Annotated in this window: 21 protein-coding genes; 1 reads left to right on the top strand and 20 read right to left on the bottom strand. The window is 72.1% G+C overall.

The window, feature by feature from the left end; genetic code table 11:
• Positions 1-2: 2 nt before the first annotated feature.
• From J5V96_RS06910 to argS, 20 genes are all read right to left on the bottom strand, one after another.
• The gene (locus tag J5V96_RS06910; protein ID WP_208502024.1) at positions 3-1,136 is read right to left on the bottom strand and encodes a DegT/DnrJ/EryC1/StrS family aminotransferase; all 1,134 of its coding nucleotides are present in this window, start codon (positions 1,134-1,136) and stop codon (positions 3-5) included.
• Positions 1,133-1,816, bottom strand: a complete 684-nt coding sequence (locus J5V96_RS06905) for an acetyltransferase (protein WP_307793549.1) — start codon at positions 1,814-1,816, stop codon at positions 1,133-1,135. The genes J5V96_RS06910 and J5V96_RS06905 overlap by 4 nt, the downstream gene beginning before the upstream one ends.
• On the bottom strand, positions 1,816-3,015 hold the full coding sequence (locus J5V96_RS06900) for a DegT/DnrJ/EryC1/StrS family aminotransferase (RefSeq protein ID WP_208502023.1): 1,200 nt from the start codon (positions 3,013-3,015) through the stop codon (positions 1,816-1,818). The genes J5V96_RS06905 and J5V96_RS06900 overlap by 1 nt, the downstream gene beginning before the upstream one ends.
• Positions 3,012-4,028, bottom strand: a complete 1,017-nt coding sequence (locus tag J5V96_RS06895) for a dTDP-glucose 4,6-dehydratase (protein ID WP_208502021.1) — start codon at positions 4,026-4,028, stop codon at positions 3,012-3,014. Before J5V96_RS06895 ends, J5V96_RS06900 begins: the two co-directional genes overlap by 4 nt.
• Complete coding sequence (locus J5V96_RS06890) at positions 4,025-5,119, bottom strand: Gfo/Idh/MocA family protein (RefSeq protein ID WP_236014539.1); 1,095 nt, start codon at positions 5,117-5,119, stop codon at positions 4,025-4,027. Before J5V96_RS06890 ends, J5V96_RS06895 begins: the two co-directional genes overlap by 4 nt.
• A gap of 52 nt (positions 5,120-5,171) precedes the next feature.
• Positions 5,172-6,023, bottom strand: coding sequence for a glycosyltransferase (locus J5V96_RS06885; protein ID WP_208502019.1), 852 nt, complete (start codon positions 6,021-6,023; stop codon positions 5,172-5,174).
• Between the two features lie 275 nt (positions 6,024-6,298).
• Complete coding sequence (locus J5V96_RS06880; protein ID WP_208502017.1) at positions 6,299-8,782, bottom strand: CHAT domain-containing protein; 2,484 nt, start codon at positions 8,780-8,782, stop codon at positions 6,299-6,301.
• A gap of 188 nt (positions 8,783-8,970) precedes the next feature.
• A complete protein-coding gene (locus J5V96_RS06875) occupies positions 8,971-10,578 on the bottom strand; it encodes a S8 family peptidase (RefSeq protein ID WP_208502015.1) in 1,608 nt (535 codons plus the stop codon).
• Positions 10,579-10,663: 85 nt separating this feature from the next.
• Positions 10,664-11,134, bottom strand: a complete 471-nt coding sequence (locus tag J5V96_RS06870) for a hypothetical protein (protein WP_208502013.1) — start codon at positions 11,132-11,134, stop codon at positions 10,664-10,666.
• Positions 11,131-11,820: an RNA polymerase sigma factor gene (locus J5V96_RS06865; protein ID WP_307793548.1), complete on the bottom strand. Its 690-nt coding sequence runs from the start codon at positions 11,818-11,820 to the stop codon at positions 11,131-11,133. The genes J5V96_RS06870 and J5V96_RS06865 overlap by 4 nt, the downstream gene beginning before the upstream one ends.
• A 65-nt stretch (positions 11,821-11,885) precedes the next feature.
• Positions 11,886-13,619 carry a DUF4012 domain-containing protein gene (locus J5V96_RS17000; protein ID WP_208502009.1) on the bottom strand — a complete coding sequence of 578 codons (1,734 nt, stop codon included), beginning with the start codon at positions 13,617-13,619 and terminating at the stop codon, positions 11,886-11,888.
• Between the two features lie 31 nt (positions 13,620-13,650).
• Entirely contained in the window at positions 13,651-14,307 is a 657-nt protein-coding gene (locus tag J5V96_RS06855; protein ID WP_208502007.1) for a cell wall protein, read from the bottom strand.
• 138 nt (positions 14,308-14,445) lie between these two features.
• Positions 14,446-15,525, bottom strand: a complete 1,080-nt coding sequence (prfA, locus tag J5V96_RS06850; RefSeq protein WP_208502006.1) for a peptide chain release factor 1 — start codon at positions 15,523-15,525, stop codon at positions 14,446-14,448.
• Between the two features lie 18 nt (positions 15,526-15,543).
• Complete coding sequence (gene rho, locus J5V96_RS06845; protein ID WP_208502004.1) at positions 15,544-17,550, bottom strand: transcription termination factor Rho; 2,007 nt, start codon at positions 17,548-17,550, stop codon at positions 15,544-15,546.
• Between the two features lie 173 nt (positions 17,551-17,723).
• Entirely contained in the window at positions 17,724-18,683 is a 960-nt protein-coding gene (thrB, locus tag J5V96_RS06840) for a homoserine kinase (protein WP_208502002.1), read from the bottom strand.
• 2 nt (positions 18,684-18,685) lie between these two features.
• Positions 18,686-19,990 carry a homoserine dehydrogenase gene (locus J5V96_RS06835; protein WP_208502000.1) on the bottom strand — a complete coding sequence of 435 codons (1,305 nt, stop codon included), beginning with the start codon at positions 19,988-19,990 and terminating at the stop codon, positions 18,686-18,688.
• The gene (gene lysA, locus J5V96_RS06830) at positions 19,987-21,477 is read right to left on the bottom strand and encodes a diaminopimelate decarboxylase (protein ID WP_307793547.1); all 1,491 of its coding nucleotides are present in this window, start codon (positions 21,475-21,477) and stop codon (positions 19,987-19,989) included. Before lysA ends, J5V96_RS06835 begins: the two co-directional genes overlap by 4 nt.
• A 986-nt stretch (positions 21,478-22,463) precedes the next feature.
• The gene (locus tag J5V96_RS06825; protein WP_208501998.1) at positions 22,464-23,228 is read right to left on the bottom strand and encodes a GNAT family N-acetyltransferase; all 765 of its coding nucleotides are present in this window, start codon (positions 23,226-23,228) and stop codon (positions 22,464-22,466) included.
• 56 nt (positions 23,229-23,284) lie between these two features.
• On the bottom strand, positions 23,285-24,052 hold the full coding sequence (locus tag J5V96_RS06820) for an LmeA family phospholipid-binding protein (RefSeq protein ID WP_208501996.1): 768 nt from the start codon (positions 24,050-24,052) through the stop codon (positions 23,285-23,287).
• A 4-nt stretch (positions 24,053-24,056) separates the two neighbouring features.
• The gene (argS, locus tag J5V96_RS06815; protein ID WP_208501994.1) at positions 24,057-25,724 is read right to left on the bottom strand and encodes an arginine--tRNA ligase; all 1,668 of its coding nucleotides are present in this window, start codon (positions 25,722-25,724) and stop codon (positions 24,057-24,059) included.
• Between the two features lie 56 nt (positions 25,725-25,780).
• On the opposite strand from argS, the gene J5V96_RS06810 reads away from it, so the two are divergent.
• Positions 25,781-26,566, top strand: a complete 786-nt coding sequence (locus J5V96_RS06810; protein ID WP_236014538.1) for an SGNH/GDSL hydrolase family protein — start codon at positions 25,781-25,783, stop codon at positions 26,564-26,566.
• Positions 26,567-26,572: the final 6 nt, after the last annotated feature.

Raw genomic sequence — 26,572 nt, 5'->3', positions numbered from 1 at the left:
GGTCACTCCCCCACGGCGGCGCGCAGCGCCTCGGCGACCGCGACCTGCTGCGGGCGCGTGAGGTGCGGCCCCATCGGCAGCGACAGGATCCGGTCGGCCGCCGCCTCGGCGACGGGGAACTCGCCGCGGCGGTGCCCGAGGTGCGCGTAGGCCCCGGTGAGGTGCAGCGGCGTCGGGTAGTGCACGCCCACCCCGATCCCGGCCTCGCCGAGCGCGGCCGCGACGCGGTCGCGCTCCGCGAGCCGCACGACGTACAGGTGCCAGACGTCGCTCGAGCCCGATCTCGTGGCGGGCAGCCGCACGCCGTCGAGGTCGCCGAGCAGCTCGGCGTAGGTGGACGCGGCGGCCCGGCGCGCGGTGTTCCACGCGTCCAGGCGCCGCAGCTTGGCGCGCAGCACCACGGCCTGCACCGCGTCGAGGCGCGCGTTGACGCCGATGCGGTCGTGCACGTACTTCGTGGTGCTGCCGTGCGACTGCAGCGAGCGCACGGTCTCGGCGAGGGTGTCGTCCGAGGTGGTCACGGCGCCGGCGTCGCCGGCGGCCCCGAGGTTCTTGCCCGGATAGAAGCTGGTGGCGGCGATGTGGCCGACGGCGCCGGCCCGGCCCGCGGACCCGACGGCGCCCTGTGCCTGGGCGGCGTCCTCGACGATCGCGAGGTCGTGCCGCCGCGCGATCGGCAGCAGCCGCTCCAGCGGCGCCGACTGCCCGAACAGGTGCACGGGCGCGATGGCGCGCGTTCGCGAGGTGATCGCCGCATCCACCGCGTCCGGATCGATCAGCAGGTGCTCGTCGTCGACGTCGACGAACACGGGCATGGCCCCGATGCGGCTCGCCGCGGCGGCCGTGGCGATGAACGAGTTGGCGGGCACGATGACCTCGTCACCCGCGCGCACGCCGACGGCGCGCAGCGCCAGCTCGAGGGCGTCGGTGCCGTTCGAGACGCCGATCGCGTGCCGCGTGCCGATGTACTCGGCGTACTCGCGTTCGAAGGCGGCGACGGGCGATCCGCCGACGAACGCGCCCTCGCGCAGCAGGGCCTCCCAGGCGGGCAGCACCTCGTGGGCGATCTCGGCCGACTGCGCGGGCAGGTCGAGGAAGGGCACGGCAAGGCCGATGGGGGCGGGGGCGAGTGTCATGCGAAGACCTCTCGGATCGAGGTGGAAAGGGTCGGATCGACGCGCGCCGGCATCGCGCGCACCGCGGATCGGAGGGGTCGGGCGGGCACACCCACCCACGTCTCGCCGTCGGGCACATCGCGCAGCACGGCGGCGCCCATGCCGACGGTGGCGTCGTGGCCGATCGAGACTCCGGGGTGCACCGAGGCGTTCATGCCGATGTAGGCGGCCTCGCCGACGGCCACGCCGCCGCCGAGGCTGACACCCGCGGCGAGCGTGACGTGGTCGGCGAGCGTGTCGTCGTGGGTGATCGTGCCGTGGGGCATCACCACGACGTGGGCGCCGACACGCGCATCGGCGGTGACGACGACGCCGTCGAGCAGGATCGAGCCGCGCCCGATCGCGACGCCGCGCCCGATGCGTGCGCTCGGCGCGACGAAGGTCGCGAAGCGCTCGGGCCCGACGCCGGCATCCGCGAGGCGGCGCACCACGTCGCGACGCGCTCGGCCCGGGCCGATGCAGATCAGCAGCTGGTCCTGCGGGCGGCGCACGGCCTCGTCGAGGCCGCCGCGCACGACCACTCCCCCGCAGTGCGCAAGGTGGGCTGCGGGATCGTCGTCGAGCACGCCGGTGACGTCCTCGAGGCCGGCCCCGAGCACCTCGCGGGCGAGGCCGCTCGCGCCGATCAGCAGGATCCCCATCAGGCCACGCACATCTCGGACAGGTGCTCCGGCATCGCCTCGTCGGCGACCTCGCGGATCACCGCGATCACGCGATCCTGGTCCGCGTCGGTCAGCTGGTGATGAAGCGGCAGGATCAGCGTGGTGTCGGTGAGCCAGTCCGTGACGGTGAGGGAGGCGGATCCGGTGTCCCGGTGCTCGTAGGCCGGCTGGCGGTGACTTGCCATGATGCCGCGGCGGGCGGAGATGCCGGCCTCGGCGAGGCGCACCAGCAGGCACTCGCGGGCGATCGGGAAGTCGGGCCCGAGCTCGATCCAGTACGACTGGAAGCTCGTTGTGCCCCAGGCCGGGTCTGCCACCGTTGTCACTCCCGGCACCTCCGCGAGCGCCTCGGTGTAGCGCGCGGCGAGCCGGCGCCGGTCGGCGACGATCTGGGGCAGACGGTCGAGCTGCACAAGGCCCACGGCCGCCTGCAGGTCGGTCATGCGGAAGTTGAAGCCGATCTCCGAGTAGTGCTCGGCGGGGGTCAGCAGGGTCTCGTGCCGCGAGGCGGCCGACTGGCTCATCGCGTGCTCGCGCAGCTTCCGGGCGCGATCGGCCCAGTCGGCGCGCGAGGTGGTGAGCATGCCGCCCTCTCCGGTCGTGAGCACCTTGCGCGGGTGGAACGACCACGCGGCCAGCTCGGCGCCCGCGCCGACGGGGCGGCCCCGGTAGGTCGATCCGGCGCCGCACGCGGCATCCTCGATCACCACGATGCCGAGCGGATCGCACAGCGCGCGGATCGGGTCGAGGTCGACCGGCACGCCGCCCTGATCCACCGCGATCACCGCGCGGGTGGCGTCGGTGAGGGCCGCCGCGACGGTCTCGGCGGTCACGTTGCCGGTGAGGGGGTCAACATCGGCGAACACCGGACGCGCGCCCACATACGTGGGTGCGTTGGCCGTGGCGATGAACGACAGCGACGGCACCACGACGTCGTCGCCCGCGCCGATGCCGGCGACGATCAGGGCGAGGTGCAGCGCGGTCGTGCAGTTCGAGGTGGCGACCGCGTACGCGGCCTGCTGCGTCTCGGCGAAGCGGCGCTCGAACTCGGCCACGCGGGGCCCCTGCGCCACCCAGCCGGAGGCGATGACCTCCGCGACGGCGACGGCCTCCTCCTCCCCCAGCCACGGACGCATCACGTCGATGCGCGGCAGGCCCGTGGGCTCGGCGGCGGTCATGCCGTCACCACCCAGTTGCGGTCCTCGATGCGCTGCTGCATCTGCTCGGGGGTGCTCGGTCGGCTGCGGAACCAGCGCACGAGATCCGCAACTCCCGCCTCGAACGGCATCGCGGGGGTGAAGCCCGTGAGGCGCTCCATCAGCGTGGCGTCGACAAGCAGGCGGCGCACATCTCCCGGGCGGTCCTCGAGGTGCACGGCGTCGAGATCCGGCCGCCCGGTGAGCCAGGCGACGGCACGGGCCAGGGTGCGGATGGCGACCTCCTGGCCCGATCCGAAGTTCACCGTGCGGCCCACTGCGGCGTCGCACTCCGCGAGCAGCGCGAGTCCGCGCACCGTGTCGCTGACGTGCATGAAGTCGCGCGTCTGCTCGCCGTCGCCGTAGATCAGGGCGGGGAGCCCGCAGAGGTTGCGGATGATGGTGCGCGGCAGCACCTCGCCGCTGTCGCCCTCGAAGTGGCTGCGCGGGCCGTACGTGTTGAAGGGACGAACGACGACGACCGGCAGGCCGTGCGTGCGGAAGGCCGCCCGGGCGTAGGCCTCGCCGGCGAGCTTGGCCGCGCCGTAGACCGTCTCGGGCCAGGTCGGGTGGCGCTCGTCCATCGGCGCGCGCTGCGCCGTGCCGAACACCTCGCTCGAGCTCACGTGCACGAACCGGCCGATGCCGACCTCGCGCGCCTGCTCGAGCAGTCGCAGCGTCGCGGTCGCGTTGACCTCGTGGTTGGTGATCGGGTCGTGCAGGCTGTGCCGCACGCCGAGGCAGGCCAGGTGGAAGACCACGTCGGCGCCGTCGAGCGTGCGCAGCGCCTGGTCGGAGCGGATGTCGGCCTCCACCAGACGCACCCGCGGATCCCCGGCCCACTGCGCGAGATTCGCGCGGCTGCCGTTGATGAGCGAGTCGATGACGGTGACGTGGGCGACGTGGCGACGGGTGATGAGCTCGTCGACGAGGTGGCTGCCGATGAACCCGGCGCCTCCCGTGACGATCACGCGGGTTCCGGTGAGCGAGGTCATGCGGCACCTCCGATGAGGGTGGGGACGGTCGTGGCGATCGGCGCGGGCGCACCCTGCGCGGCGAGGCTGCGCGAAGCGGCCTCGAGCACCGACAGCACACGAAGACCGGAGTCGCCGTCGGTGCGGGCGGGGCGTCCGGACCGGATCGCGCTCGCGAACTCGGTCATCACGTTGGCGAGGGCCTCCTGCTCCGGCAGGGCGGGCGACCAGGTGTCGCCGAGGCGGTACGAGACGCGGGCGGCGTGATCCGCATCCCCCGCGAGGGCGACATCCACTCCGCGGTCGAAGATCGACAGGCGCTGCGCGGGGTTGAGGTCGTCCCACACGAGCGTGCGACGGGTGCCCCCGATCACCATGCGCCGGATCTTCGTGGGGCTGAGCCAGTTGACCTGCACGTGCGCCATGGCCCCATTGGCCAGCGGCAGCGCGAGGTAGCCCACGCATGCCCGGCCGGCGCCGAGTGGGTCGGCACCCGATGCGGAAACCGTGGCGGCGCTGAGGCCGCCGGGCAGCACGAAGTCGAGGATCGCGAGGTCGTGGGGCGCGAGGTCCCACAGCACGTCGACATCGGGCTGCACGAGCCCGAGGTTGATGCGGGTCGAGTCGACGTACAGGATGTCGCCCAGGGCGCCCTCGGCGATGAGATCGCGGATGCGCAGCACGGCCGGGGTGTAGCAGTAGGTGTGGTCGGTCATCAGCACGAGCCCGCGCTCTCGGGCGAGCTCGACCATGGCGACGCCCGCCGCTCGGTCGGCCGCGAGCGGCTTCTCGACGAGCACGTGCTTGCCTGCCTCCAGGGCCCTGGTCACGAGGCCATGGTGGGTGCGGGCCGGGGTGGCGATCGCCACCGCGTCGATCAGCGGATCGGCCAGCACCTCCTCCACGTCGGTCACCACGGGCGCCCCGCCGACCGACTCGGCCACCCGCGTGGCCCGCTCCCGGTCGAGGTCGCACACGGCCATCAGCTCCCAGTCCGCCGAGCCGCGCAGGTTGCGCGCCAGGTTGGGGCCCCAGTAGCCGGCTCCGATCACCGCGGCGCCCATCCGGGCGGGTGCGGGTCGTCCGGTTCGCACCGTCTCGCTTGCTGTCATGTGTGGGAGGAGCGGGTGACCCGGATCCTGATACGCGGATCCGGATCCGTTCTCACGCCCGCACGAGCAGGTTCTTGAGACGGTCGAGTCCGTCCTTGCCGGCCACCGCGAGCACGGCCCGCTTGGCGGTCGCGCGCACGACCTCACGGGATTCCCGCACCGGCCGACGCACCCACGCGTCGGCGGCCACGCGGGAGGCGGCCACGGCGGGCGCGTCGTCGAGCAGGCCCGCGAACCGGTCGCGGTGGCGGGTCGGATCGGTGAGGCGACCGCGCACGCGGTTGCTGACGTTGCGCGCATGGACCACCTGGATCCACCCGGGCGCTCCCTGTGCCGAGGTCACCGGCAGGTGCAGGTGCAGCCGGTTGTGCCAGTCGCACCACGCGGTCAGGGCGTCGTCCCAGGGCTCGGCGACGGAGGCGAACGCGTTGTCGCGATCACGACGCAGGTACACCGCGTCTCCTCGCCGGATCAGTCCGTCAGCCAGGTACAGCGCACGACGCTGCCCCGTCGCGGCCAGCTGCTGCAGCCGGGCCGCGAAGTCGGAGGCCAGCGCGTCGTCGTTGTCGAGGTTCGTCGTGAGCAGGATGTCCCCGCGCGCGCCCGTCAGCCCGCGGGCGTCCGAGACGATCTGCGCGGTGGTGACGCTCTCGCGGAACACCGGCGCGAACACCCCGCGGGCGGCCACCTCGCCCAGACGCTCGAGCAGCCAGCCGGGGCTGGCCGGATCGAGGTAGACGATCCAGCTCACGGGCGCGGTCTGCGCCTCGACACTCGGCACGGTGTAGCGCAGGAACAGCTCGATGCGCTCGCGCAGCCAGCCGTCCTGCGCCCGGATCACGCTCTCGCGTCCCAGAGAAGGCAGGTTGAAGCGCGTGAGCAGCACGTGATCGACGGTGGCCATGGCGGGAAGGAGCCCCCGAGAGTCGCCCTGATACCGCCGCCGGAGCCTTGACCGGTCGTGCGGGGGCGGCCATGCTGAGCGGACGGGCATATGTGCCCCGACCACCTCCCGACGAGCAAGGAGTCTCTATGCCTTTCACCAGAACCAACGACGCGTCCAAGACGGCCGCGATCACCATCATCCCCGAGTGGGTCAAGGCGCTGTTCGGCTTCTTCCGAGGCTGACCGCTTGACCCCGGACCCCGCGGACGCCTCGGCGCCGCGGGGTTCGTCGTGTCAGAAGCCGCTGCCGTGGGTGATGAACGGCGAGATGAGCCCGGTCTCCGTGGTCGCCATCGCCAGCGCGTCGGCGGGGGCGAGGCCCGCGGCGAGACCGCCGTGCAGGGCCCCGAGCAGCTCGGCGGCGATGTCGTCGGCCACGGTCACGGGGGCCGCGATCACGCACACCGCTCCGGCGTGCAGCCACGCGTGGGCCATGCCCAGCGCCTCCGCTCCCCATCGCACCGATGAGCGGCCCAGCTCGCAGGCCGACAGGATCACGGTGCGGGGCATCCGGTCGATGAGGTCGATGTCGTAGCCGAACAGCGCGCCATTGCTGAAGCCCAGACCGGAGAGCAGCGGAGCATCGATCGAGTGGCGGCCGTGGGCGACGAGATGCAGCACGTCGACCGTCTCGGCGAGATCCGTCACCGCCTCGACCGTCGCGTCCGCCCCGTACAGCACGGTCGGATGGGTGCCGCCGTGGCTGGCCGCATCGACCTCCCAGGCGAAAGCCGCCGCCTGGGCTTCCTCCGGCCCGCGCGCGATGCCCGGTCCGACGGCGAAGCCCGCGCTTGCTCCCGGACCGACCCGCGGGCGCGCGGCCACCCAGCGCGAGGCCGAGCGCACGAGCGAGACCGACCGGCCGCGCATCGCGGGCAGCATCGTCCACGGCAGCCCCGCGAGGATCCCCGGAGTGGTGATCATCACCCGGCGCGGGTCTCCCGCGGCGGTCATGGCCTCCTCCACCAGCAGGGATGAGAGCGTCGCGAGCCGCGCGTCGAGCGCGACGCGCACGATCCGCGCCATCGGGCCGGATCCCACGGCGGCGGCCACGTCGAGGTCGGCACGCAGACCGGGCATCCGCTCGCGCACCGCGGCGGCGTCGATGTCGATGATGCGCGCGGGCCCCGTCGCGGGCACGACCAGACACTGCAGCTGCCCGCGCGCGTACACGTAGCTCAGCAGCGCCGTGTCGGTGCCGAGGGCGGCTCGCAGCGTCTCGAGGTCGATGCGGGGCACGGCCTCCGCCTCGCCCGCCGTGGCCCATTGGCGCTTGCGGATGCGCTCGCGCAGCTCGTGCACACGCGCGTCGGCCTCCCAAGAGACCCCCGTCTCCTCGCGCAGCATCCGCAGCTGGGCGAGGTCGGCGGCGTGCGCGGGATCGCGGGGCGGACGCACCGGGGCGACCTGGTGCGCGAAGTGCCGCGCCTGCTCCGACCACTCGAACAGCACGTCCGGGCGGCCCGAGCGCATGGCGGCCCCCAGGCCCTCGAGCATCAGCGCGTTGCCGTGCATGGCGATCGATGACGCCATGTCCAGCGAGCCGAACGACCGCTGCCATGCGGCCAGGCTCTCGAGGCCGGCGGCGGCGTGGCGGCGAACGTCGGCGTCGCGTCCCCGGGCCCCGGCCTGCACCGCGCGCGCCTCGTGCGCGAGCAGCCGCACGGGAAGCGGATCGGAGGGGCTGAGCCGGATGCGCGTGGGATCGAGGTCACCGCGGCGAGCGCGCGACACGCGGTGGGTGAGCCGCAGCATCTGCGCCTCGGTGCGGAAGCCGACCTGCTCGAGCTCGATCTCGGCGGCACGCACCTGCTCGACAGTCGGTCGACGCCGCCCGACCGTTGGGAGCGAGAGCAGCGCGCGCTGTCGCAGCCCCTCGGCGCGCGCCGCCCAGACCCTGCTGCCGAGCCTGCGGAAGCGCCGCACGGCGTGCCCCGCGACCTCGGCGGCCTTCGCCGGATCGTGCGTGACGAGGGAGCGCGCCAGGTGGAACTCCGCCTCGGCGCGCGACTGCGGCATGCCCGCCGCGCCGAACGAGCGTGCGACGCTCTCGAGCGTGCGCTCGGCCTCCTCGAGCTGCCCCGCCTCGCGCAGCACCTCGGCACGGTCGAGGTCGCAGATGGCCGCGTTCACGGGCGACGAGGCGGCCAGCGGTCTGGCCTCGCTCATCAGCTCCAGCGCCGTGATGAGATCACCCTCCAGGAGGGCGACATAGCCGGCGTTGTGGATGCTCATCGCACGGTTGTGCACTGCCCCCGCATCGGCGAACCGCTTCGCCGCCTCATCCAGATCGCGACGCGCCTCTCGCAGGCGCTGGCGCCTCATCAACGCGACGCTGCGCACCACGAGCATGTTGCCCAGCCGAGTGGCATTCGTCTCCAAGCGGATCGCTCGCGCAAGGACGGGAAGCGCCTCGGCGTGATCGCCTCTCGCGGTCGCGAGGGCGCCCAGTTGCCCGAGCAGCACCGCGGTGGCATCAGAACCCACTGTGCCGCGCGCTTCCGCCCGCGCGAGCGCTTCGCGGCAGATCCGTTCGGCCTCATCGGGGTGCCCGGTGCGCGTCAGCACGAACGCGAGCGTGCCCGCGATCCGAGCACGCTCGTCCTCGGTCTCGGCGCGCTCCGCCGCGGTCCGGAGCGTCCGATGAGCGGCCGCGAGGTTGCCGCGATTGCTCAGCACCACGCCGCGCGCGTGAAGCTCTTCAGCGGTCAGTCGCACGGCGTCTCACCCTCAGGGTGAATCTCGCCGGAAAGGGTGCGGATGTCAGAGGTCGGGAGCATCATGTGTCCAGACGGATCGGATCCCCGACCGAGCCGCCGGACCGCGTTTCCTTTACCCTGAGGCTCCCCCCATGCCGTTCACACCCACGAATGTCCTGCGTGCCTGCCCCCCGGCGCACGTTCATGTCAGATCCTTGACCCGTCGCTCTTCGCGATCTCTGTCAGCGCCGCCTCCGTGGCCTTCCGCGAACGTTGGACGGCTCCGGCTCGCACCGCGCGATTGACGGAGATCAGACCCAGTTCAGCCGCGATCGCGCCCGCGACGTACGGGGCCGCGAAAGAGGTGCCGCTCCATGTCGCGAACGCCCCCCGGAAGTCCTCAGGGGCGATCGTCTGGCGACGTCGGTCATAGAGATCTTCTCGGGTGCTCGCCTGCCGGCCGCCCTCGAAACGCGGGATGCTGCTGACGACCGACGTGCCAGGCGCGTATGCGCGCACCCAGGGGCCGACGTTCGAGTACAACGCGACGGATGTCTCTCCGGGATTGAGCGCGCCCACCGAGACGTGCTCGGCATCGTCGTCATGGGGGATGCCGTTGTCAGCCCCAGGCCACGGCCACAGTGATGCCGGGAACGCCGGCCGATCGATCGCATCGTTGCCCGCCGAGCACACGACAGCGATCCCGAGCCCCCGTGCGAAGCGGAGCAGGTGATACACGGTGAGGGAGAACAGACCGTCGTCGGGCGTCTCGTGGTAGTAGCCGAAAGAGAGGTTGAGCACATCGATGGGCTGTCCTCCCGACTCGCCTGCGGCGTGCCGCCTGGCGAGTTCGATCACCTCTCCCAGCGTGCGGATCAGCATGCTCTCATCGACCACTCCTTGTGCATCCGCGAGCCGTACGGACACGAGATCCGCTTCGGGTGCGAGCTGGCGGACGATGCCGGCGATGAAGGTGCCATGACCCGGAATCGGATCGATGGCTCCGTCGAGCTGACCGTAGAGGTCTCCATACTTCTCCGGGTCGGCGTCGTCGGTGAGCCCGATGGGCGCTCCGTCTATGGTCAGCTGCCGGGTGACGATGTCCTCCGGCAGCCACTCGTGGACGCCACACCCCGTGTCGAGGATGGCGACCACCGGGCGGCGCTGGCCACGCCCTGGCTTCGCCACCCGGACAGGTCCGGCCCCGAGTCGCGCAACCGGCTGCCGGCCACCCGACCCGGGATAGGCGTACTCTGCAGAACCCGCCGGATTCGTCGGGATGAACGGGTTCGTCGGGATGAAGGGGTTCGTCGGGATGAAGGGGTTCGAGGAGGCGAACGGGTTCACACCGACGGGGTGAATAGCCAGCACGTGGTTGAGCCCGATGCCCTCGAGATTCGACTTCGACCGCGCGCGGGCGCGCTGCAGCAGCCGCCAGGCGTCGGGCGCGAACGGCATGGCGCCGTCGCCGAGGCTGTCGTCGGCGACGACGCGCAGCAGTCGCGTCCCGGGCACCCCGGGCAGAAGCTCGTCGGGCTCGGCGCCCGGATCACGCAGCGCGCGGCCCTCGAGGTCGGTCACCTCGACGCGCCAACCCAGCTCGCGAGCGGCTCCCTGCAGCTCGCGCAGGTTCTGTTCGCGCGAGGAGCGGTGGCTCGAGTCGATGAGCTCGACCGGCTTGTACACCGTGGGGTATGCCTGGATGCCCTCGATCGGCTCGATCGTGGGGTCCAGCGTGCGCCCGCGCGGCACGCTGCCGGCGGCGCGCTCCCGCCATGTCCAGTTCTCGGGCTGGGAGCCGTCGTCGGATGCCATGGGTCACCTCTCTCCGCGGCGCGTTGCCGCACTCCATCACCAGACGACGCCCGGGGGGAAGCGCCGCCTCAGCCGCGGGAGGAGGTCACACCTCGAATTGAGGCGTGATGAACTCCCGCAGCTCGCCGTCGAGCCGGACGATCAATCGCACGGATGACAGGCCCGGGGTCACGTCCGCGAACGCGAATCGGCCCTCGTCGCTCAGCTCGGCCGCCCACTCGCGCGCATCCTGCGACAGGCGCGCGGCGAGCACCGAGGGCTCGGACCATCCGTCGACGCGACGCGCGCCCGATTCCGTGGCCGAGACGTGCAGCAGCACGCTCGTGGTCTCGTCGCTGAACTGCAGCGTCAAGCGCTCCTGCTCGGAGCGCACCGCGACCTCGCCGGCCGACACCTCGGTCAGCAGCGCGTACTCGCGGGAGAGGTCGTCGACCGCGACGGCCGCGATCATCCTCTCGGCGAGATCGGCGGGCGGCGCGTCCCTCCGCTCCCACATACGCGCGAGCGCGTCGAGCGTTCGCCGGTCTTCCTCATCCATATGCACGTTCACGATCATCCCCGAATCACCCCTTGCGGGCCGTCAAGCCGCGCCCGCAGCTTGCTCAGACACCTCTGCCGCGTCGGTCCGATGCTTCCGATGGGCATGTGCAGATCGCTCGCGATCCGCCGGTAGTCGGGCCGGTCGTCGAAAGCGACCACACGCAGCAGCCGCTGGCAGCGCTCGTCGAGCCCGCTCACGGCATGCCACAGCGACTGCGCCTCCAGGTCGCCCAGAGCGGTGTCCTCGGCGGTGGCGCTCGTGGGCAGCTGCCGCTCCAGCGTCTCGTCCTCGGTGGCGTCCGCTCGGCCGTCGATCTTCGATGTGCGCCACGCCTCGCGGCGAGCGGTCATGGTGAGCCAGGCCGACACCGCGAGCGGATCGGCGATGCTCTCGTGCTTGCGCACGAAGGCGAGCCAGGTGGCCTGCACAACATCCTCGGCGGCCTCACGTCGCAGCCCGTACGCGCGCACGACGTGCCAGAGCATCGGGCTGAGCAGCCGCACCAGCTCATCGAGGGCGCGCGAGTCGGCCGCGTCCCGCCAGCGCAGAAAGAGCCTCGCGGCCTCCTGCCAGCGCGCACGACGATCACCCGTGTCGTCGCCGGACGCCGGGGGCGCCTGATCCGATGCGCGGGGTGACGCCTCGGAGACGGCATCCGGAACGGGGGATTCCGGATAACGCGGCAGAGGTTCTTCCTCCACGCGCCACATCCTGTCCGCCTCACGGGCCCGCCCACAAGGGCCATGGGCGTAAACGTCCGCGAATTTCATCGACATGACCCCTCCTCGACACGAATAGGAGGATCACCGACCAGCGGTGTGTGGATCAGGACGGGATCGGACGGATCCGGATCGCCCGCGAAGCGGAACTCGACGACGGCGCTCTGCCCGGGCGTCAGCGTGACACGTGCCGCCGCGCCGGGGCGGCCCACCACCGTCGCGGCGCTCCAAGCCACGGGCTTCCCGTCGACCTGCACCGCCTCCACCACCGATCCGGGAGGAGCCAGCGCCGTGAGGCGCAGGCCGATGTCGTGGCGATCGAAGCCGCCCATCGCGGGGAACGACGTCCACGGCAGGATCATGCCCGGATCGACCGCGCTGGTCAGGGTGGCCCTCACCACCGTGGTCGCCACCCCATCCGGCCGGCAGCGCGACGTGGTCAGCCCGAGGTCCGCGGCCAGATACGCGTCGAGCTTTCCGCCCGTGAGGTCGTCGAAGAGCAGAGCGTGCGCGTCGCGCTGCGCGATCCGCGCCGCGAGGCCGGCGGCCGGCGTCTCCTTGAGCACGGACTGCTCCTCGGCATGCGCGCTCCACACGGCCAGACGCCCCGCGTCGATCATCGGGGCGAGGTGGAATGCCATGCCGGGGGCCTCCGCGGGCTTCGCGATCGCCGCGGTGAAGACGCTCTCGGTGACCGCCCGGAAGAAGGCGGTCTGCGCATCCTGCTCCTGCTCGAGGTACGGATCCCTCAGCAGCGCGTCGACGACCTGCTCGGCCCAGATCTGCCGCTCCCCCACCATCACCGGGCCGGTGAGCGCGAGCAGGGGCTTGAGCACCAGAGGATCGAGCGCCACGACCGCGTCGGCCTGCTGCCCGGTGCGCCCCTCCCACCACGCGGCACCGAGACGCGCGGACAGCGCGAAGTCGGGGGTGGTGGTGATGTTCTGCACGAACCGTCCGACGCCGTCGTCGGGGCTGGCACTCGCGTCGGCCGGGATCTCCAGCAACGGCTCCGACGCGGGGGCGAACACCGATCCGTCGGCCTGATCCACCAGCTCCAGGTGTCCGTCGTCGGCGCGGATCGCGATGAATGTGCCGGTGATCCCGCCGCCCGCACGCAGCTCCGCGGGGTTCTGCAGCATCAGCAGGATGAGCCGCGGCTCGTCGGCACCGAGCAGGGGCGGCACCACCGCCGCCGTCGCCCGCATCGCCTCGAAGGCGGGACCCGTGCGCTCGATCATCGCCTGAAGCGCATCGAGGCCCTGGTCCACCGGTCCGAGCAGACGCGTGCGGTCGATGCCGTCCAGCGCGGTGCGCGCATCGTCGAGCGCGGCGACCACGTCGTCGAGCGGCGGACGCAGCGCGCGGATCGCCTCGAGGTCGAGGCCGCCGGCGGCGGGGGCGTCGAGCACGCCCGCCGCCGCGCGGAGCACGTCGCGGCCCGCGACCGTGAGGTGCGCGAGCTCGGCGGCGCCCACCCGCGCGGCGGCCAGCTGCTCCCCCGCGAACGGCACCGCCTCGGCGGCCCGCCACACGGGATCCGACGTCAGAGACGCCAGCGTCAGCGCATGTCCGGCGAGCGCCCCCGCGTCACCGGACATGCGGTCCAGGGTGGATGCGGCGCCCGCCGCGTCCGAAGCCGCCACGTCGAGATCGGCCTCGAACTGCGCGGCGGCCGTCTTCAGCGCCATGGCCTCGCCCACGGCGAGCACGCCGCGCACGATCAGCCAGGCGCCGGCGGCGACCACGAGCACAACCGCGCCCAGAAGGACGCGCGGCACGATCCGACGGAGGCCCATGGTGTTCCGCCCGTCACATCCGCGGTCGTCGACGCGCGGTGGCGAATGCGACGCCGCCCGCCACGAGGGCCGCCCCGACCAGCAGCGGAACGGCGATGTCGGCGCCGGTGGCGGCGAGTCCCGTGGGTCCGGGTTGGGCGGCCGCCGGCTGCGCCCCGGTCTGCGAGCGGGGGTGGAGCACGCAGCCCGGCGTGGACGGCGGGTAGGTCATGGCGGTGACCGCCTCGGGATTGACCTCGACGGTGATCGCGGTGCCCTGACGCGTCCAGCCGAGATCGGCCTCACCGACCTCGCTCCACCGGCCCGCGGCATCCTGCACCCAGCCGGGCCAGTCGGATCCGGTGCCGGATGCGTCCACCTCGGCGGCGGGCCAGAGGATCCGGCCCTCGAGATGGTTGTCGGCGCCGAGCGTGCCGAGGGGAACCTCGAAGCGGTTCGCGCCCTTCGTGAAGACCAGCGACGCGTCCCGCGAGGTCGAGGCGTCGTCCGCATCGACCAGCGTGACGTCGTACGTGATCCACGGCGCATCGTCGATGCACTCTGCGAAGGCCGTCGCGTTCAGCGACGGCTCCGACGGCTGCTCCGGCGGGTACAGATCGTCGGTCGCCGGAGCCGCGGGCGCACCGAGTGCCAGCGCCATCGCGGCGCCGGCGAGCATCCCGTACAGCATGAGCCTCTCCGTCCCGCCCGCGCACACGGCGGGCCATACCCCTCACGAGGGGCGACGGCGGATCCTGATACACGGATCCGGGCGAAGGTCAGGCAGGTGGCACCCGTCGGGCGGGGCGGCGTCAGCCGTGGCGCGGCGTCAGCCGTGGTCGCCGAGCGCCGCGAGACGCTCGGCCTCGTCGGCCTCGATGCACGACTGCACGATCGGCTCGATCGCGCCGTCCATGACCTGGTCGAGGTTGTACGCCTTGTATCCCGTGCGGTGATCCGCGATGCGGTTCTCCGGGAAGTTGTACGTGCGGATGCGCTCCGAGCGGTCCATGCCGCGGATCTGCGACTTGCGCGCGTCCGCGGCGACCTGGTCGAGCTCCTCCTGCTGACGCGCGAGCAGGCGGGCGCGCAGCACGCGCAGCGCGGCCTCGCGGTTCTGCAGCTGCGACTTCTCGTTCTGCATCGACACGACGATGCCCGTGGGCACGTGGGTGATGCGCACGGCCGAGTCGGTCGTGTTGACCGACTGACCGCCGGGGCCGGATGACCGGAAGACATCGATCTTCAGGTCGTTCGGATCGATGTGGATCTCCTCGGGCTCGTCGACCTCGGGGAAAACGAGCACACCCGTCGTGGAGGTGTGGATGCGCCCCTGCGACTCGGTCGCGGGCACCCGCTGCACGCGGTGCACCCCGCCCTCGTACTTCAGATGCGCCCAGACGCCCTGCGCGGGGTCGGACGAGGAGCCCTTGATCGCGACCTGCACGTCCTTGTAGCCGCCGAGATCCGACTCGTTGTAGTCGAGCAGCTCGACCTTCCAGCCCTTCGACGCGGCGTACTGCGTGTACATCCGCAGCAGGTCGGCGGCGAACAGCGCGCTCTCGGCTCCGCCCTCGCCGCCCTTGATCTCCATGATCACGTCGCGGGCGTCGTCCGGATCGCGCGGGATCAGCAGACGGCGCAGCTTCTCCTGCGCCGCCGCGAGCTTCTCCTCGAGCGAGGGGATCTCCTCCGCGAACATCTCGTCCTCGCGGGCGAGCTCGCGCGCGGCATCGAGGTCGTCCCCTGCCGCCGTCCACGCCTCGTGCGCCTGCACGATGCGGTTCAGTTCGGCGTAGCGCCGGTTCACGCGCTTCGCGCGCGCGGCGTCGGCGTGCACCGCCGGGTCGGAGAGCTCCTCCTGCACCCGGCGGTGCTCGTCGATCAGCGCGTCGACGGACTCGAACATCCGCGGATCCGGATCAGGTCAGCGGATGTCGTTCTCGTGGCCGGACGAGCGTCCGCCGGCCGCGGGAATCGACTTCTGCATCTGCACCAGGAACTCGACGTTCGAGGAGGTCTCCTTGAACTTGTCGAGCACGGTGCCCAGCGCCTGCTCGGGCGTGAGGCCCGCGAGCGCACGACGCAGCTTCCACGTGATCTTGACCTCGTCGGCCGAGAGCAGCATCTCCTCGCGGCGGGTCGACGACGCGTTGATGTCGACGGCCGGGAAGATGCGCTTGTCGGCGAGCTGGCGCGAGAGGCGCAGCTCCATGTTGCCGGTGCCCTTGAACTCCTCGAAGATGACCTCGTCCATCTTGGATCCGGTCTCCACGAGCGCGGTGGCGAGGATCGTGAGGGATCCGCCGTTCTCGATGTTGCGCGCGGCGCCGAAGAAGCGCTTCGGCGGGTACAGCGCCGAGGCGTCGACACCACCCGAGAGCACACGGCCCGACGTGGGGGCCGACACGTTGTAGGCGCGCCCCAGGCGGGTGATCGAGTCGAGCAGCACAACCACGTCGCGGCCCAGCTCGACGAGGCGCTTGGCGCGCTCGATGGCGAGCTCGGCGACCGTCGTGTGGTCCTCGGCGGGGCGGTCGAACGTCGAGGCGATGACCTCGCCGTTCACCGTGCGCTGCATGTCGGTGACCTCTTCGGGGCGCTCGTCGACGAGCACGACCATGAGGTGGGCCTCGGGGTTGTTGTGCGCGATCGCGTTGGCGATCTGCTGCAGCACGATCGTCTTGCCCGCCTTCGGGGGCGCGACGATGAGGCCGCGCTGGCCCTTGCCGATCGGGGCGACGAGGTCGATGATGCGCTGCGTCAGCTTCTCGGGAGCCGTCTCGAGGCGCAGGCGCTCCTGCGGGTAGAGCGGGGTGAGCTTCGAGAACTCGACGCGGTTCGCCGCGTCCTCCACCGACAGTCCGTTGACCGAGTCGACCTTGACGAGCGCGTTGTACTTCTGGCGACCCTGCTGCTCGTTCTCGCGCGGCTGCTTGATCGCGCCGACGACGGCGTCGCCCTTGCGCAGGTTGTACTTCTTGACCTGGCCCAGCGAGACGTACACGTCCTGCTGGCCGGGCAGGTAGCCCGTGGTGCGCACGAAGGCGTAGTTGTCGAGCACGTCGAGGATGCCCGCGATGGGGATCAGCACGTCGTCTTCGAGGATCTCGGTCTCGAACTCGTCGACCGTCTGGTTGCCGCGGCGCTTGTTGCGCGCGCCACGACCGCGACCGCCCTGCTCGTCGTCGTCCTGGGTCTGCTGCTGGATCTGCTGCTGGCCGCGCTGGTTGCGGCCGTTCTGCTGCGGGGCCTGCTGACCGCGTCCGTTCTGCTGTGGCTGCGGCTGGGCCGGGGCGGACTCGCCCTCGCCCTGCTCGGCGCCCTCGGCGGCCCCGCCCTTGTTGCGGCTGCGGCTGCGGCTGCGGCTGCGCGAGCGACGGCTCGGGCCGGACTGCGCGGCCTCGCCCTCGACGTTCTCGCCCTCGGCGCCGTTCTCGCCCTCGGTCGCGGCGGTCTCGCCCTCGGCGGCGGTCTCGGCCGGGGTCTCGCCCTCGGCGGCGGTCTCGCCGTTCTCGGGGGTCTCTGCCTCGGCCGGCTCCTCCGCGGAGGTCTCCGCCTCGGCGGCCTCCGCCGCAGCGGGCTCCTCCGCGACGGCGGGCTCCTCGGACGAGGTCTCCGCGGCCTGGGGCTCCTCGGCGGGAGCCTCCTCGAGCGGCAGCTCCTCGGCCGGGGCGGCCTTGGGCGTGCGCTTGCGCGGGGCGCGCTTGGGCTTGACGGGCGCCTCCACGGCCTCCGCCTCGGCCGCCGGCGCCTCTGCCGGGGTCTCGGTGGCGGCCTCGGCGACGGCGACGTCGTCGGACTTCGCGCGGCGCGGGGCGCGCTTGCGCGGCGCCGCCTTCTTCACCGGCGCGTCGGTAGCGGCCGCCTCAACGGCCTGGGTCTCAGCGGCCGACTCGGTCGCGTCGTTCTGGGTCTCGGAGATCGTCTCCACGAGTGTGCTCCTCTAGGTGGAACGTGATGAATTCGCCCGATGCACGTCGGGCGCGCGTCTGAGACGCGCGGTGGTCGCCCAGGCGCTCGAAGTTCAGCTGCTCAGGTGAGCAGCTGCGCAGTGAGCTGGTCGGAGGACCTGTGCGGGGCTTCGCAGATTGCGAAAAATGGTGGTCAAGAATCGTGCCGATCGGCACCCACCGGGGTTTCCCTCACTGTACCACCCTTGAAATCGACGGCGAGCATCAGGGTCTCCCACGGAGTGTCAGAGATCGAAGCGACAAGGCGAGCCGCCTCCGCACGGCGGCCGGGGCCGTCCGCCAGCACCAGCACGCTCGGGCCGGCGCCCGAGACGACGGCCGCGAAGCCCGCGGCACGCAGCGCACGCACGAGCTTGTCGGTCTCCGGCATGGAGGCCGCGCGGTAGTTCTGGTGCAGCTTGTCCTCGGTGGCAGCCAGCAGAAGATCGGGGCTCTGAGTGAGCGCCGCGATCAGCAGGGCCGAGCGAGAGAGGTTGAAGACGGCGTCCTCGCGCGGCACCTCGGGGCCGAGGACGCTGCGAGCCTTGGTGGTCGACATGGTCGTCTCGGGGACGAACACGACCGGCGAGACGCCGCGGTGCACAAGCAGCTTCTTGTGGTGCGGGCCCGTCTCGTCGATCCACGCGATCGTGAGGCCTCCGAACAGCGCGGGCGCCACGTTGTCGGGGTGCCCCTCGACGTCGTTGGCCATCCGCAGGAGATCCTCGTCGGTGAGGTCGACATCGCCCTCGAGCAGCCCGGCAGCAGCCAGCACTCCCGCGGCCACCGCCGCGGCCGACGATCCGAGACCGCGCCCGTGCGGCACGCCGTTGTGCGCCGTGAGACGCAGCCCGGGGGCCGTGCGACCGAACGCCTCGAAGACGTGCTGGATCGTCCGGACGATGAGGTGCGATCCGTCGCGCGGGATCGAATCCGCGCCCGAGCCGGTCACCTCGATCTCGAGCTCGCCGGCCGGCAGCGCCGTGACGGTCAGCTCGTCATAGGCGGAGAGGGCGAGGCCGAGGCTGTCGAAGCCGGGGCCGAGATTCGCGCTGGTCGCCGGAACGCGCACGAAGACGCTGCGGCCGACGGCCGGCGTGGTCGACTCCCCCACTCTCACTCGCCTTCCACGCGCAGCACCGAGACCACCCGCTCGACGACGTCGCTCGCCGCGAGCGACGCGACGGTGTCGCTCAGCGCCTGCTCGCGCGCGCGATGCGTGCCGATCACGATGTGAGCCCGCCCCTCCGCATCGGCCGACGGCGTCTGCTCGATGGTCGCCACCGAGACACCGGCCTCGCTGACGATGTTCGCAATCTTCGCCAGCACGCCCGGCTCGTCGGCGACCTCGAGGGTCACCTGGTAGCGCGTGAGGATGCGGCCGATGGGCGCGGTCGGCAGGCTCTGGCGGGCCGACTCGCCCACGCCCACGCCGCCCGCGATGTGACGGCGCGCCGCCGAGACGACATCGCCGAGCACGGCCGACGCGGTCTGCAGCCCACCGGCGCCCGCGCCATAGAACATAAGATCGCCGGCGGCGGCCGCGGACACGTACACCGCGTTGTTGCCGCCGTGCACGCTCGCGAGCGGGTGCTCGCGGCTGATGAGCGCCGGGTAGACGCGCACCGAGATCGCCTCGCCGCCCTCCTCCTGGAGGCGCTCCGCGACCGCGAGCAGCTTGATCGTGTAGCCCGCGCGACGCGCGCCCTCGATCATGCCCGCCGTGACGTTCTCGATTCCCTCGCGGTGCACGTCCTCGATCGCCACCTGCGTGTGGAAGGCCAGGCTCGCGATAATCGCGGCCTTCTGAGCGGCGTCGTAGCCGCCGAGATCGAGCGTCGGATCCGCCTCGAGGTAGCCGAGCTCGGTCGCGATGCGCTGCGCCTCCGAGGCACTCAGGCCCTGGCGATCCATGCTGTCGAGGATGAAGTTGGTGCTGCCGTTCACGATGCCGAAGACACGCTGCACACGATCGCCGGCGAGCGAGTCGCGCAGGGGACGGATGATCGGGATCGCACCGGCGACGGCCGCCTCGTACGAGACCGACGCGCCCAGCTGATCCGCCGTGTCGAAGATCTCCGCGCCGTGCGTGGCGAGCAGCGCCTTGTTGCCGGTGACGACGTCGGCGCCCGAGTTGAGGGCCGTGAGGATGTGCGTGCGGGCCGGCTCGATGCCGCCCATCAGCTCGATCACGATGTCGGAGCCTTCGATGAGGCTCTTCGCATCGGTCGTCAGCAGCTCGCGCGGAAGCTCGACGTCGCGCGGGGCGTCGACGTCGCGCACGGCGATGCCCGCGAGCTCCAGCCTCGCGCCCGCGCGCTCGGCGAACTCGTCCGCCTGCGTGAGCAGCAGGTTCGCGACCTGGGATCCGACGGATCCGGCGCCCAGCAGGGCGATCCGGAGGGTGCGGGTGTCGTTCATGCTTCTCCGTTTCCGGCGTGCTTCTCAGCAGCCGCGGGCAGGTCGATGCCGGCATCGCGCGCGAGCAGATCCTCGATCCGCTCGCCGCGCACGATGATCCGGGCGCGTCCGTCCGCGACCGCCACAACGGGCGGACGCGGCACATGGTTGTAGTTGCTGGCCAGTGCGGCGGTGTAGGCGCCCGTCGCCGCGACGGCGAGGAGGTCGCCGGGGGTCACATCGCCCGGGAGGTACTCGTGGTCGACGACGATGTCGCCCGACTCGCAGTGCAAGCCGACGACGCGGCTGAGCACGGGCGCCTCGACGCCCTCGCGGGAGGCGAGCCGGGCCGAGTACTGCGCGCCGTAGAGCGCGGGGCGGGCGTTGTCGCTCATGCCGCCGTCGACGCTCACGTAACGGCGCTCGGCGCGCTCCTCGCCCTCGCCGACCTCGACCGACTTGGTCGTGCCGACCTCGTAGAGCGTCACCCCGGCGGTGCCGATGATCGAGCGGCCGGGCTCGAACGCGAGCACCGGAAGCTCGATGCCGCGCACGGCGCACTCGTCGGCCACGGCGTCGACGATGCCCGAGGCGAGCTCGTCGATGGGGCTCGGGGTGTCGGCGCGTGTGTAGGCGATGCCGAAGCCGCCGCCGAGGTTCAGCAGGGGCTTGGCCGCGGCGCCCTTCGAGGTGAGCGCGGTGAAGCGGCCCTCCTCGAGCAGGTGAGCGTGCAGCTCGACCAGGCGCGAGGCCGACTCGCGGAAGCCCGCGACGCCGAAGATCTGCGAGCCGATGTGGCAGTGCAGGCCCGCGAAGTCCACCAGCGGCAGCTCGGCGATGCGCTCGACGGCCTCAACGGCCGAGTCGAGCGTGAAGCCGAACTTCTGGTCCTCGTGCGCGGTGGCCAGGAAGCTGTGGGTGTCGGCGTGCACGCCGCTGTTGACGCGCACCAGCACGTTCTGACGGCGGTCGAGGCGCTCCGTGATGGCGCCCAGTCGCTCGATCTCGATGAGCGAGTCGACGATGATCGTGCCGACGCCCGCCTCCACCGCGCGCTCCAGCTCGAACACCCGCTTGTTGTTGCCGTGGAAGCCGATGCGACGCGGCGGCACTCCCGCGGCGAGGGCCACGGTCAGCTCGCCGATCGAGCACACGTCGACGTTCAGGCCCTCGTCCACCATCCAGCGGGCGACCTCGGCCGAGAGGAACGCCTTGCCCGCGTAGTAGACGCGCACCTTGCCGTCGTGGCGGCCGGCAGCCCGGCGGAACGCCTCCAGCGTGCCGCGGGCGCGGGAGCGCACCTCGTCCTCGTCGAGCACCAGCACGGGCGTGCCGAACTGGCGGGCGAGCTCCGGCGCCGGCACACCGGCGAGCACAAGCGCGCCGTCCGCGTCGCGATGCGCGGATGCGGGCCACACCCCCGGGGCCAGGTCATTCGGGTCGGAGGGCTCGGTGAGCCACTCGGGCGCGAGGCGCGTGGTCTGATGGTCGGAAGCGTCGATTGACACGGATCACCTTCGGGATGGGAATGTCCGCGGGGCGGGAAATCACGCCTCCGCAGGTGCCCCCGAGTCTAGGGCACCGGGACTCCCGGCCCCGACCCGGCCGGTCGCGCGACGACGCGCGGGGGCGTGGCGCGCGACCGGAGGAGATCCCGCGACGGGAGGACGGATCCGGATCCCCCGCCCCTCCGCATCCGAGATCCCCTCCCCCTCTGCGCGTGGCCGGGCGGCCCGGGTCGGGAGGAGATCCCGCGACGGGAGGACGGATCCGGGTCACATGCCCCTCCGTGTCCGGGATCCCCTCCCGTTCCGTGCACGGCTCCGACCACGACCGGTGGAGATCCCACGAGGGCGGACCGATCCGGATCAGACGAGCCTCCGGGCCCGAGATCCCCTCCCCCTCCGCGCACGGCCCGCCCCCGCCAGTCGCCTCACGACACGGTCCGCGCGCCGCCGCGGCCGAATGGGAGGGGATCCCGCGACGGGAGGACGGATCCGGATCGGCCGCCCCTCCGCATCCGGGATCCCCGCCCCTTCCGCGCACGGCGAGGCGGGCCGCGACGGGAGGAGATCCCACGACGGAAGGACGGATCCGGATCAGGCGAGCCTCCGCATCCGAGATCCCCTCCCCTTCCGCGCGCGGCACCGCGGGCCGCGACGGGAGGAGATCACACGACGGGAGGACGGCGCCGGATCAGGCGAGCCTCCGTATCCGGGATCCCCTCCCCTTCCGCGCGCGGCGCCGCGGCCCGCGACGGGAGGAGATCCCACGACGGGAGGACGCATCCGGATCACACGCCCCTCCCGATCCGGGATCCCCTCCGGTTCCGCGCGCGGCGAGGTGGCCCGGGACGGGAGGAGATCCCACGACGGGAGGACGCATCCGGATCACTCGCCCCTCCCGATCCGGGATCCCCTCCCGTTCCGCGCCCCGCGGCACCCCGCCGCACCGCCCCGCCGCACCCCGCCGCACCCCGGGCCGTGGGCAGGAGTCAGAGCGGGAGGCGGTAGCGGCGCTCGCCGCCGTACCGGCGGAAGCCCGCGCGGGTCAGGATCGGCGCGGAGGTGGCGATCCGTCCCTTCACGAGCGCGAGAGTGGCGCCGGCCTCGGCGGCGAGCCGCAGCCGCTCGGCCAGCACGGCGCGATAGGCGCCGCGGCCGCGGGCGTGCTCGAGGGTCGCCGCGCCCCACAGCCGCGCGACCGTGCCGCGCGGGCCCGGCGCGAGGGTGACGCCGCCGGTCGACACCACCTCGCCGTCGAGCTCGGCGAGGATGCGGAAGCCGGATCCTTCCTGCTCCTCCCGCAGCACCTCGGCGATCCGCGCCTCGTCCGGCTCGGCATTCGCCCACACGGCGGTGTTGATCCTGCCGACCGCGAGCACGTCGTCGCGCGTCGCCACTCGGCGCGCCCCGGCTCCCGCGGGCAGGCCGAGGGCGCGGTCGAGCGGCAGCGCGAGAACATCGAGCTGCTCCATCAGGGTCGCACCGCGCGCGAGCAGTGCCGCGTCGAGCGCCGGATCGTCTCTATCCGACACCGCCCATTCGAGTGCGTCGTCCGCCCACTCGCTCGCGACGGTGGCAGCCCGATCGATCAGTTCGGAGGCGGGCCGAGCCGAGCGCACGCCCTCGACCGCCACGTGACCGCCCACCCAGGCGGGACGCTGGACGATCAGCAGCTCGTCATCGTGAACACGCGAGCCGTCGGGGATCCAGGTCCATTCGGCCGCGGCATCCCGCACGTCGTCGTCGCTCCACATGAGCCCGACCCTATCGACGCGCTCGGGATCGACGCGCTCGCGGCGAGCTGCCGGATCTAGTCGCAGGTGCCCATCGCCTGGAGCGCCGGGTCGCTGAGAAGGCCCTCCGCGATGTCGATGTCGGCCGTGAGGTGATCGCCGGCGACCTCGGCGGACGTGAGGGTGAGGCCCGCGGGGATGTGATCGGCGAAGCAGATCGGGAAGGCCGGCACCTCACCGCGCAGCATCGCAGCGAGCTGGTCGACCGACAGCGCCGCGCCGCCGAGCTTCGCGCGGGAGGGCGTGAGCGTGAGGTCACCGCCGGCGGCCGCCGGGGTGAGCCCGATCTCAACCGGTACCGAGGCGCCCAGGATCGTGAACCCCTTCGAGAGCAGCACGTCCGGTTCGGAGAGCGCGACCTGGGCATCGGCCAGCACCGGGGGCACGTCGGCCGCCTCGACCAGCGCCTGCAGGTCGGCGGCGTCGAGGCGCAGCTGAGCGGTACCGGGTCCGCCCTCCACGCCGTCGCGGATCGGCACCCCCGTCAGCTGCACGTCGGCGTCGACCGTGAGGTCGCCGATCGGCACCTCCGAGCCGGAGATGCCGAGCGCGTCGAGCGAGCCCGCGAGCAGCTGCGGAACGACGAGGCCACCGCCCAGATCCACGTCGAGCTGCTGGTCGGCGGGCAGCGCGAGCGCCGACACGACCTTGTCTCGCACCACACCCGGCACCACGGCACGCGCCGCCGCCTCCGCGGCGACGACGAGGAGCGCCACGAGCACAACGATGACGAGCAGGATCCACGGCCAACGCCGTCTGCGGGTCGCGCCGCTCGCGGGGGTCACGGCCTTACATCCGCTCCGGTGCGCTCACGCCGAGCAGGTCGAGGCCGTTGCGCAGCACCTGCCCCGTGGCGTCGTTCAGCCACAGGCGGGTGCGGTGCACGGTCTCGACCTCGGCGTCGCCGAGCGGCGTCACGCGGCAGTTGTCGTACCAGCGGTGGTAGAGGCCCGCGAGCTCCTCGAGGTAGCGAGCGACGCGATGCGGCTCGCGCACGTCGGCGGCGAACGCCACGATGCGCGGGAACTCCTGCAGCGCGCCGAGCAGCGCCGACTCGGTCTCGTGCGCGAGCAGCTCCGGCGCGAACTCCGAGCGGTCCACGCCCGCGTCGGCGGCATTGCGCGCGACGTTGTGCGTGCGTGCGTGGGCGTACTGCACGTAGAAGACCGGATTGTCGTTCGTGCGCTTGCGCAGCAGATCCGGATCGAGGTCGAGCGGAGAGTCGGCGGGCGAGCGCTCGAGCGAGTAGCGCAGCGCGTCGGTGCCGATCCACTCGATGATGTCGTCCATCTCGATGATGTTGCCGGCGCGCTTGGAGAGGCGGGCGCCGTTGATCGAGACCATCTGGCCGATCAGCACCTCGATGTTCTTCTCCGGATCCTCGCCCGCCGCGCCCGCGAGCGCCTTCAGGCGGTGCACGTAGCCGTGGTGGTCGGCGCCCAGCAGGTAGATCTTGTCGGCCCAGCCGCGGTCGCTCTTGTTGAGGTAATAGGCGGCGTCGGCGGCGAAGTACGTGTACTCGCCGTTCGAGCGACGGATCACGCGATCCTTGTCGTCGCTGAAGTCGGTGGTGCGCACCCAGACGGCGCCGTCCTCGTCGAAGACGTGGCCCTGTGCGCGCAGGCGGTCGACGGCCTGGTCGATGAGGCTCGGCTCGCCGTTCTCCCCCTTCGCGTGCAGCGTGCGCTCCGAGAACCACTCGTCGAAGTGCACGTTGAACGACTCCAGCGATGCCTGGATCTCGGCGAGCTGGAGGGGGTAGGCGACATCGCGCGCGACCACGATCTGCTCCTCGGCATCGAGGTCCAGGATGTCGGGGCGCGCGGCCTGCACCTTGCGGCCCAGCTCGTCGATGTACTCCCCGGCGTAACCGCCCTCGGGCTTCTCCTCGCCCTTGAGCGAGGCCACGATCGAGGCGCCGAAGCGCTCCATCTGGGCGCCGGCGTCGTTGATGTAGTACTCGCGTGCCACGGTCGCGCCGCTGAACGCGAGCACGCGCGCGATCGTGTCGCCCAGCGCGGCCCAGCGGGTGTGCGCGATGTGGAGCGGGCCGGTCGGGTTGGCGCTGACGAACTCGAGGTTGACGGTGTTGCCCGCCTGGGTCTCGTTGCGGCCGTAGTCGGCGCCCGCGTCGACGATCGTCTTCGCCAGCGCCCCCGCCGCCGCGGCCTCGAGCCGGATGTTGATGAAGCCCGGACCCGCGACCTCGACCGAGGCGACCCCGTCGGCGGCGGTGAGGCCCTCGGCGATCTCCTGTGCGAGTTCGCGCGGGTTGGTGCCCAGGCGCTTGGCCAGCTTCATGGCGATGTTGGTCGCCCAGTCGCCGTGCTCCCGGTTGCGGGGACGCTCCAGAGTGACGTCGGCGCCACTGAGCGAGAGCTCCTCCTCGGGGCGTCGGCGGGCGGCGATCGGCGTGACGACGGCGAGGATGGCGGCGGCGAGAGCGTCAGGATTCATAACGTGGTAAGTCTACGGGCGCGGACTGTCAGGATCCGTCGCCTACAGTTCCATCCATGACGTCGATCCCACGTCCTCGCCGAAGCACCTCGATCCTGCTTGTCGCGGCGCTGGTCGCTGTCCTCGGCATCCTCGCGGCGGGTCTTCTGCGACCGTGGTCCGCCCCTGTCGCGGATCAGGCTGCCGCCGAGGACTCCGTGGTGCTGCCCGCACCTCTGTCCCTGCCCGATGATCCGCGGATCCTCGTTTTCGGAGACTCCTGGACGTACGGACAGGCAGCCACCCCGATCGAGCGGGGCTACGCGTACGTGCTGCCCGAGGTGCTCGGCGGCTCGACCGTCGTCGACGGTGTGCCCGGCAGCGGGTACATCCGCGTCGATCGTCCGCGCTTCGGCGACCGGATCGAGGCCCTCGATCCCTCTGCCGAGTACGACCTGATCATCCTGCAGGGATCGATCAACGACCGCCGCACGGACCTCGGGGGGTACACCGCCGCCGTGAACGCCGCGTGGGACCGGCTCGCGCGCACATACCCGGATGTGCCCGTCGTCATCCTCGGACCGGCCCCTCAGGTGCTGCCCGTCGAGGTCGCGACCGCGCAGATCGATCGCCGGCTCGCCTCGCTCGCCGCGGCGCGCCAGTGGTGGTACATCTCGCCGCTCCAGGAGCACTGGATCACCGATGAGAACTACCTCGACGTCATCGACACAAGCGGCGTCGGTCGCGATCACCCGTCCGTCGCGGGGCACGCGTATCTCGCGAAGCGCCTGGCCGAGGCGATCCACGCGATCACGGATCCGGTGACGCGCCTGGCCGCGTCCGAGGACCACCCCACCGACTGATAGCCT

Origin of the sequence: Microbacterium stercoris (assembly GCF_017592545.1) — a bacterium.
Lineage (GTDB): Bacteria > Actinomycetota > Actinomycetes > Actinomycetales > Microbacteriaceae > Microbacterium > Microbacterium stercoris.
Note: the sequence above shows the minus strand (reverse complement) of the source record. Positions and strands in the feature narration are given on the sequence as shown.

Bases quoted from the DNA above. Each gene is read 5' to 3' on its own strand.
- J5V96_RS06910 (WP_208502024.1), bottom strand. From the start codon at position 1,136: ATGACACTCGCCCCCGCCCCCATCGGCCTTGCCGTGCCCTTCCTCGAC.
- J5V96_RS06905 (WP_307793549.1), bottom strand. From the start codon at position 1,816: ATGGGGATCCTGCTGATCGGCGCGAGCGGCCTCGCCCGCGAGGTGCTC.
- J5V96_RS06900 (WP_208502023.1), bottom strand. From the start codon at position 3,015: ATGACCGCCGCCGAGCCCACGGGCCTGCCGCGCATCGACGTGATGCGT.
- J5V96_RS06895 (WP_208502021.1), bottom strand. From the start codon at position 4,028: ATGACCTCGCTCACCGGAACCCGCGTGATCGTCACGGGAGGCGCCGGG.
- J5V96_RS06890 (WP_236014539.1), bottom strand. From the start codon at position 5,119: ATGACAGCAAGCGAGACGGTGCGAACCGGACGACCCGCACCCGCCCGG.
- J5V96_RS06885 (WP_208502019.1), bottom strand. From the start codon at position 6,023: ATGGCCACCGTCGATCACGTGCTGCTCACGCGCTTCAACCTGCCTTCT.
- J5V96_RS06875 (WP_208502015.1), bottom strand. From the start codon at position 10,578: ATGGCATCCGACGACGGCTCCCAGCCCGAGAACTGGACATGGCGGGAG.
- J5V96_RS06870 (WP_208502013.1), bottom strand. From the start codon at position 11,134: ATGATCGTGAACGTGCATATGGATGAGGAAGACCGGCGAACGCTCGAC.
- J5V96_RS06855 (WP_208502007.1), bottom strand. From the start codon at position 14,307: ATGCTGTACGGGATGCTCGCCGGCGCCGCGATGGCGCTGGCACTCGGT.
- prfA (WP_208502006.1), bottom strand. From the start codon at position 15,525: ATGTTCGAGTCCGTCGACGCGCTGATCGACGAGCACCGCCGGGTGCAG.
- J5V96_RS06835 (WP_208502000.1), bottom strand. From the start codon at position 19,990: ATGAACGACACCCGCACCCTCCGGATCGCCCTGCTGGGCGCCGGATCC.
- J5V96_RS06825 (WP_208501998.1), bottom strand. From the start codon at position 23,228: ATGTGGAGCGACGACGACGTGCGGGATGCCGCGGCCGAATGGACCTGG.
- argS (WP_208501994.1), bottom strand. From the start codon at position 25,724: ATGAATCCTGACGCTCTCGCCGCCGCCATCCTCGCCGTCGTCACGCCG.
- J5V96_RS06810 (WP_236014538.1), top strand. From the start codon at position 25,781: ATGACGTCGATCCCACGTCCTCGCCGAAGCACCTCGATCCTGCTTGTC.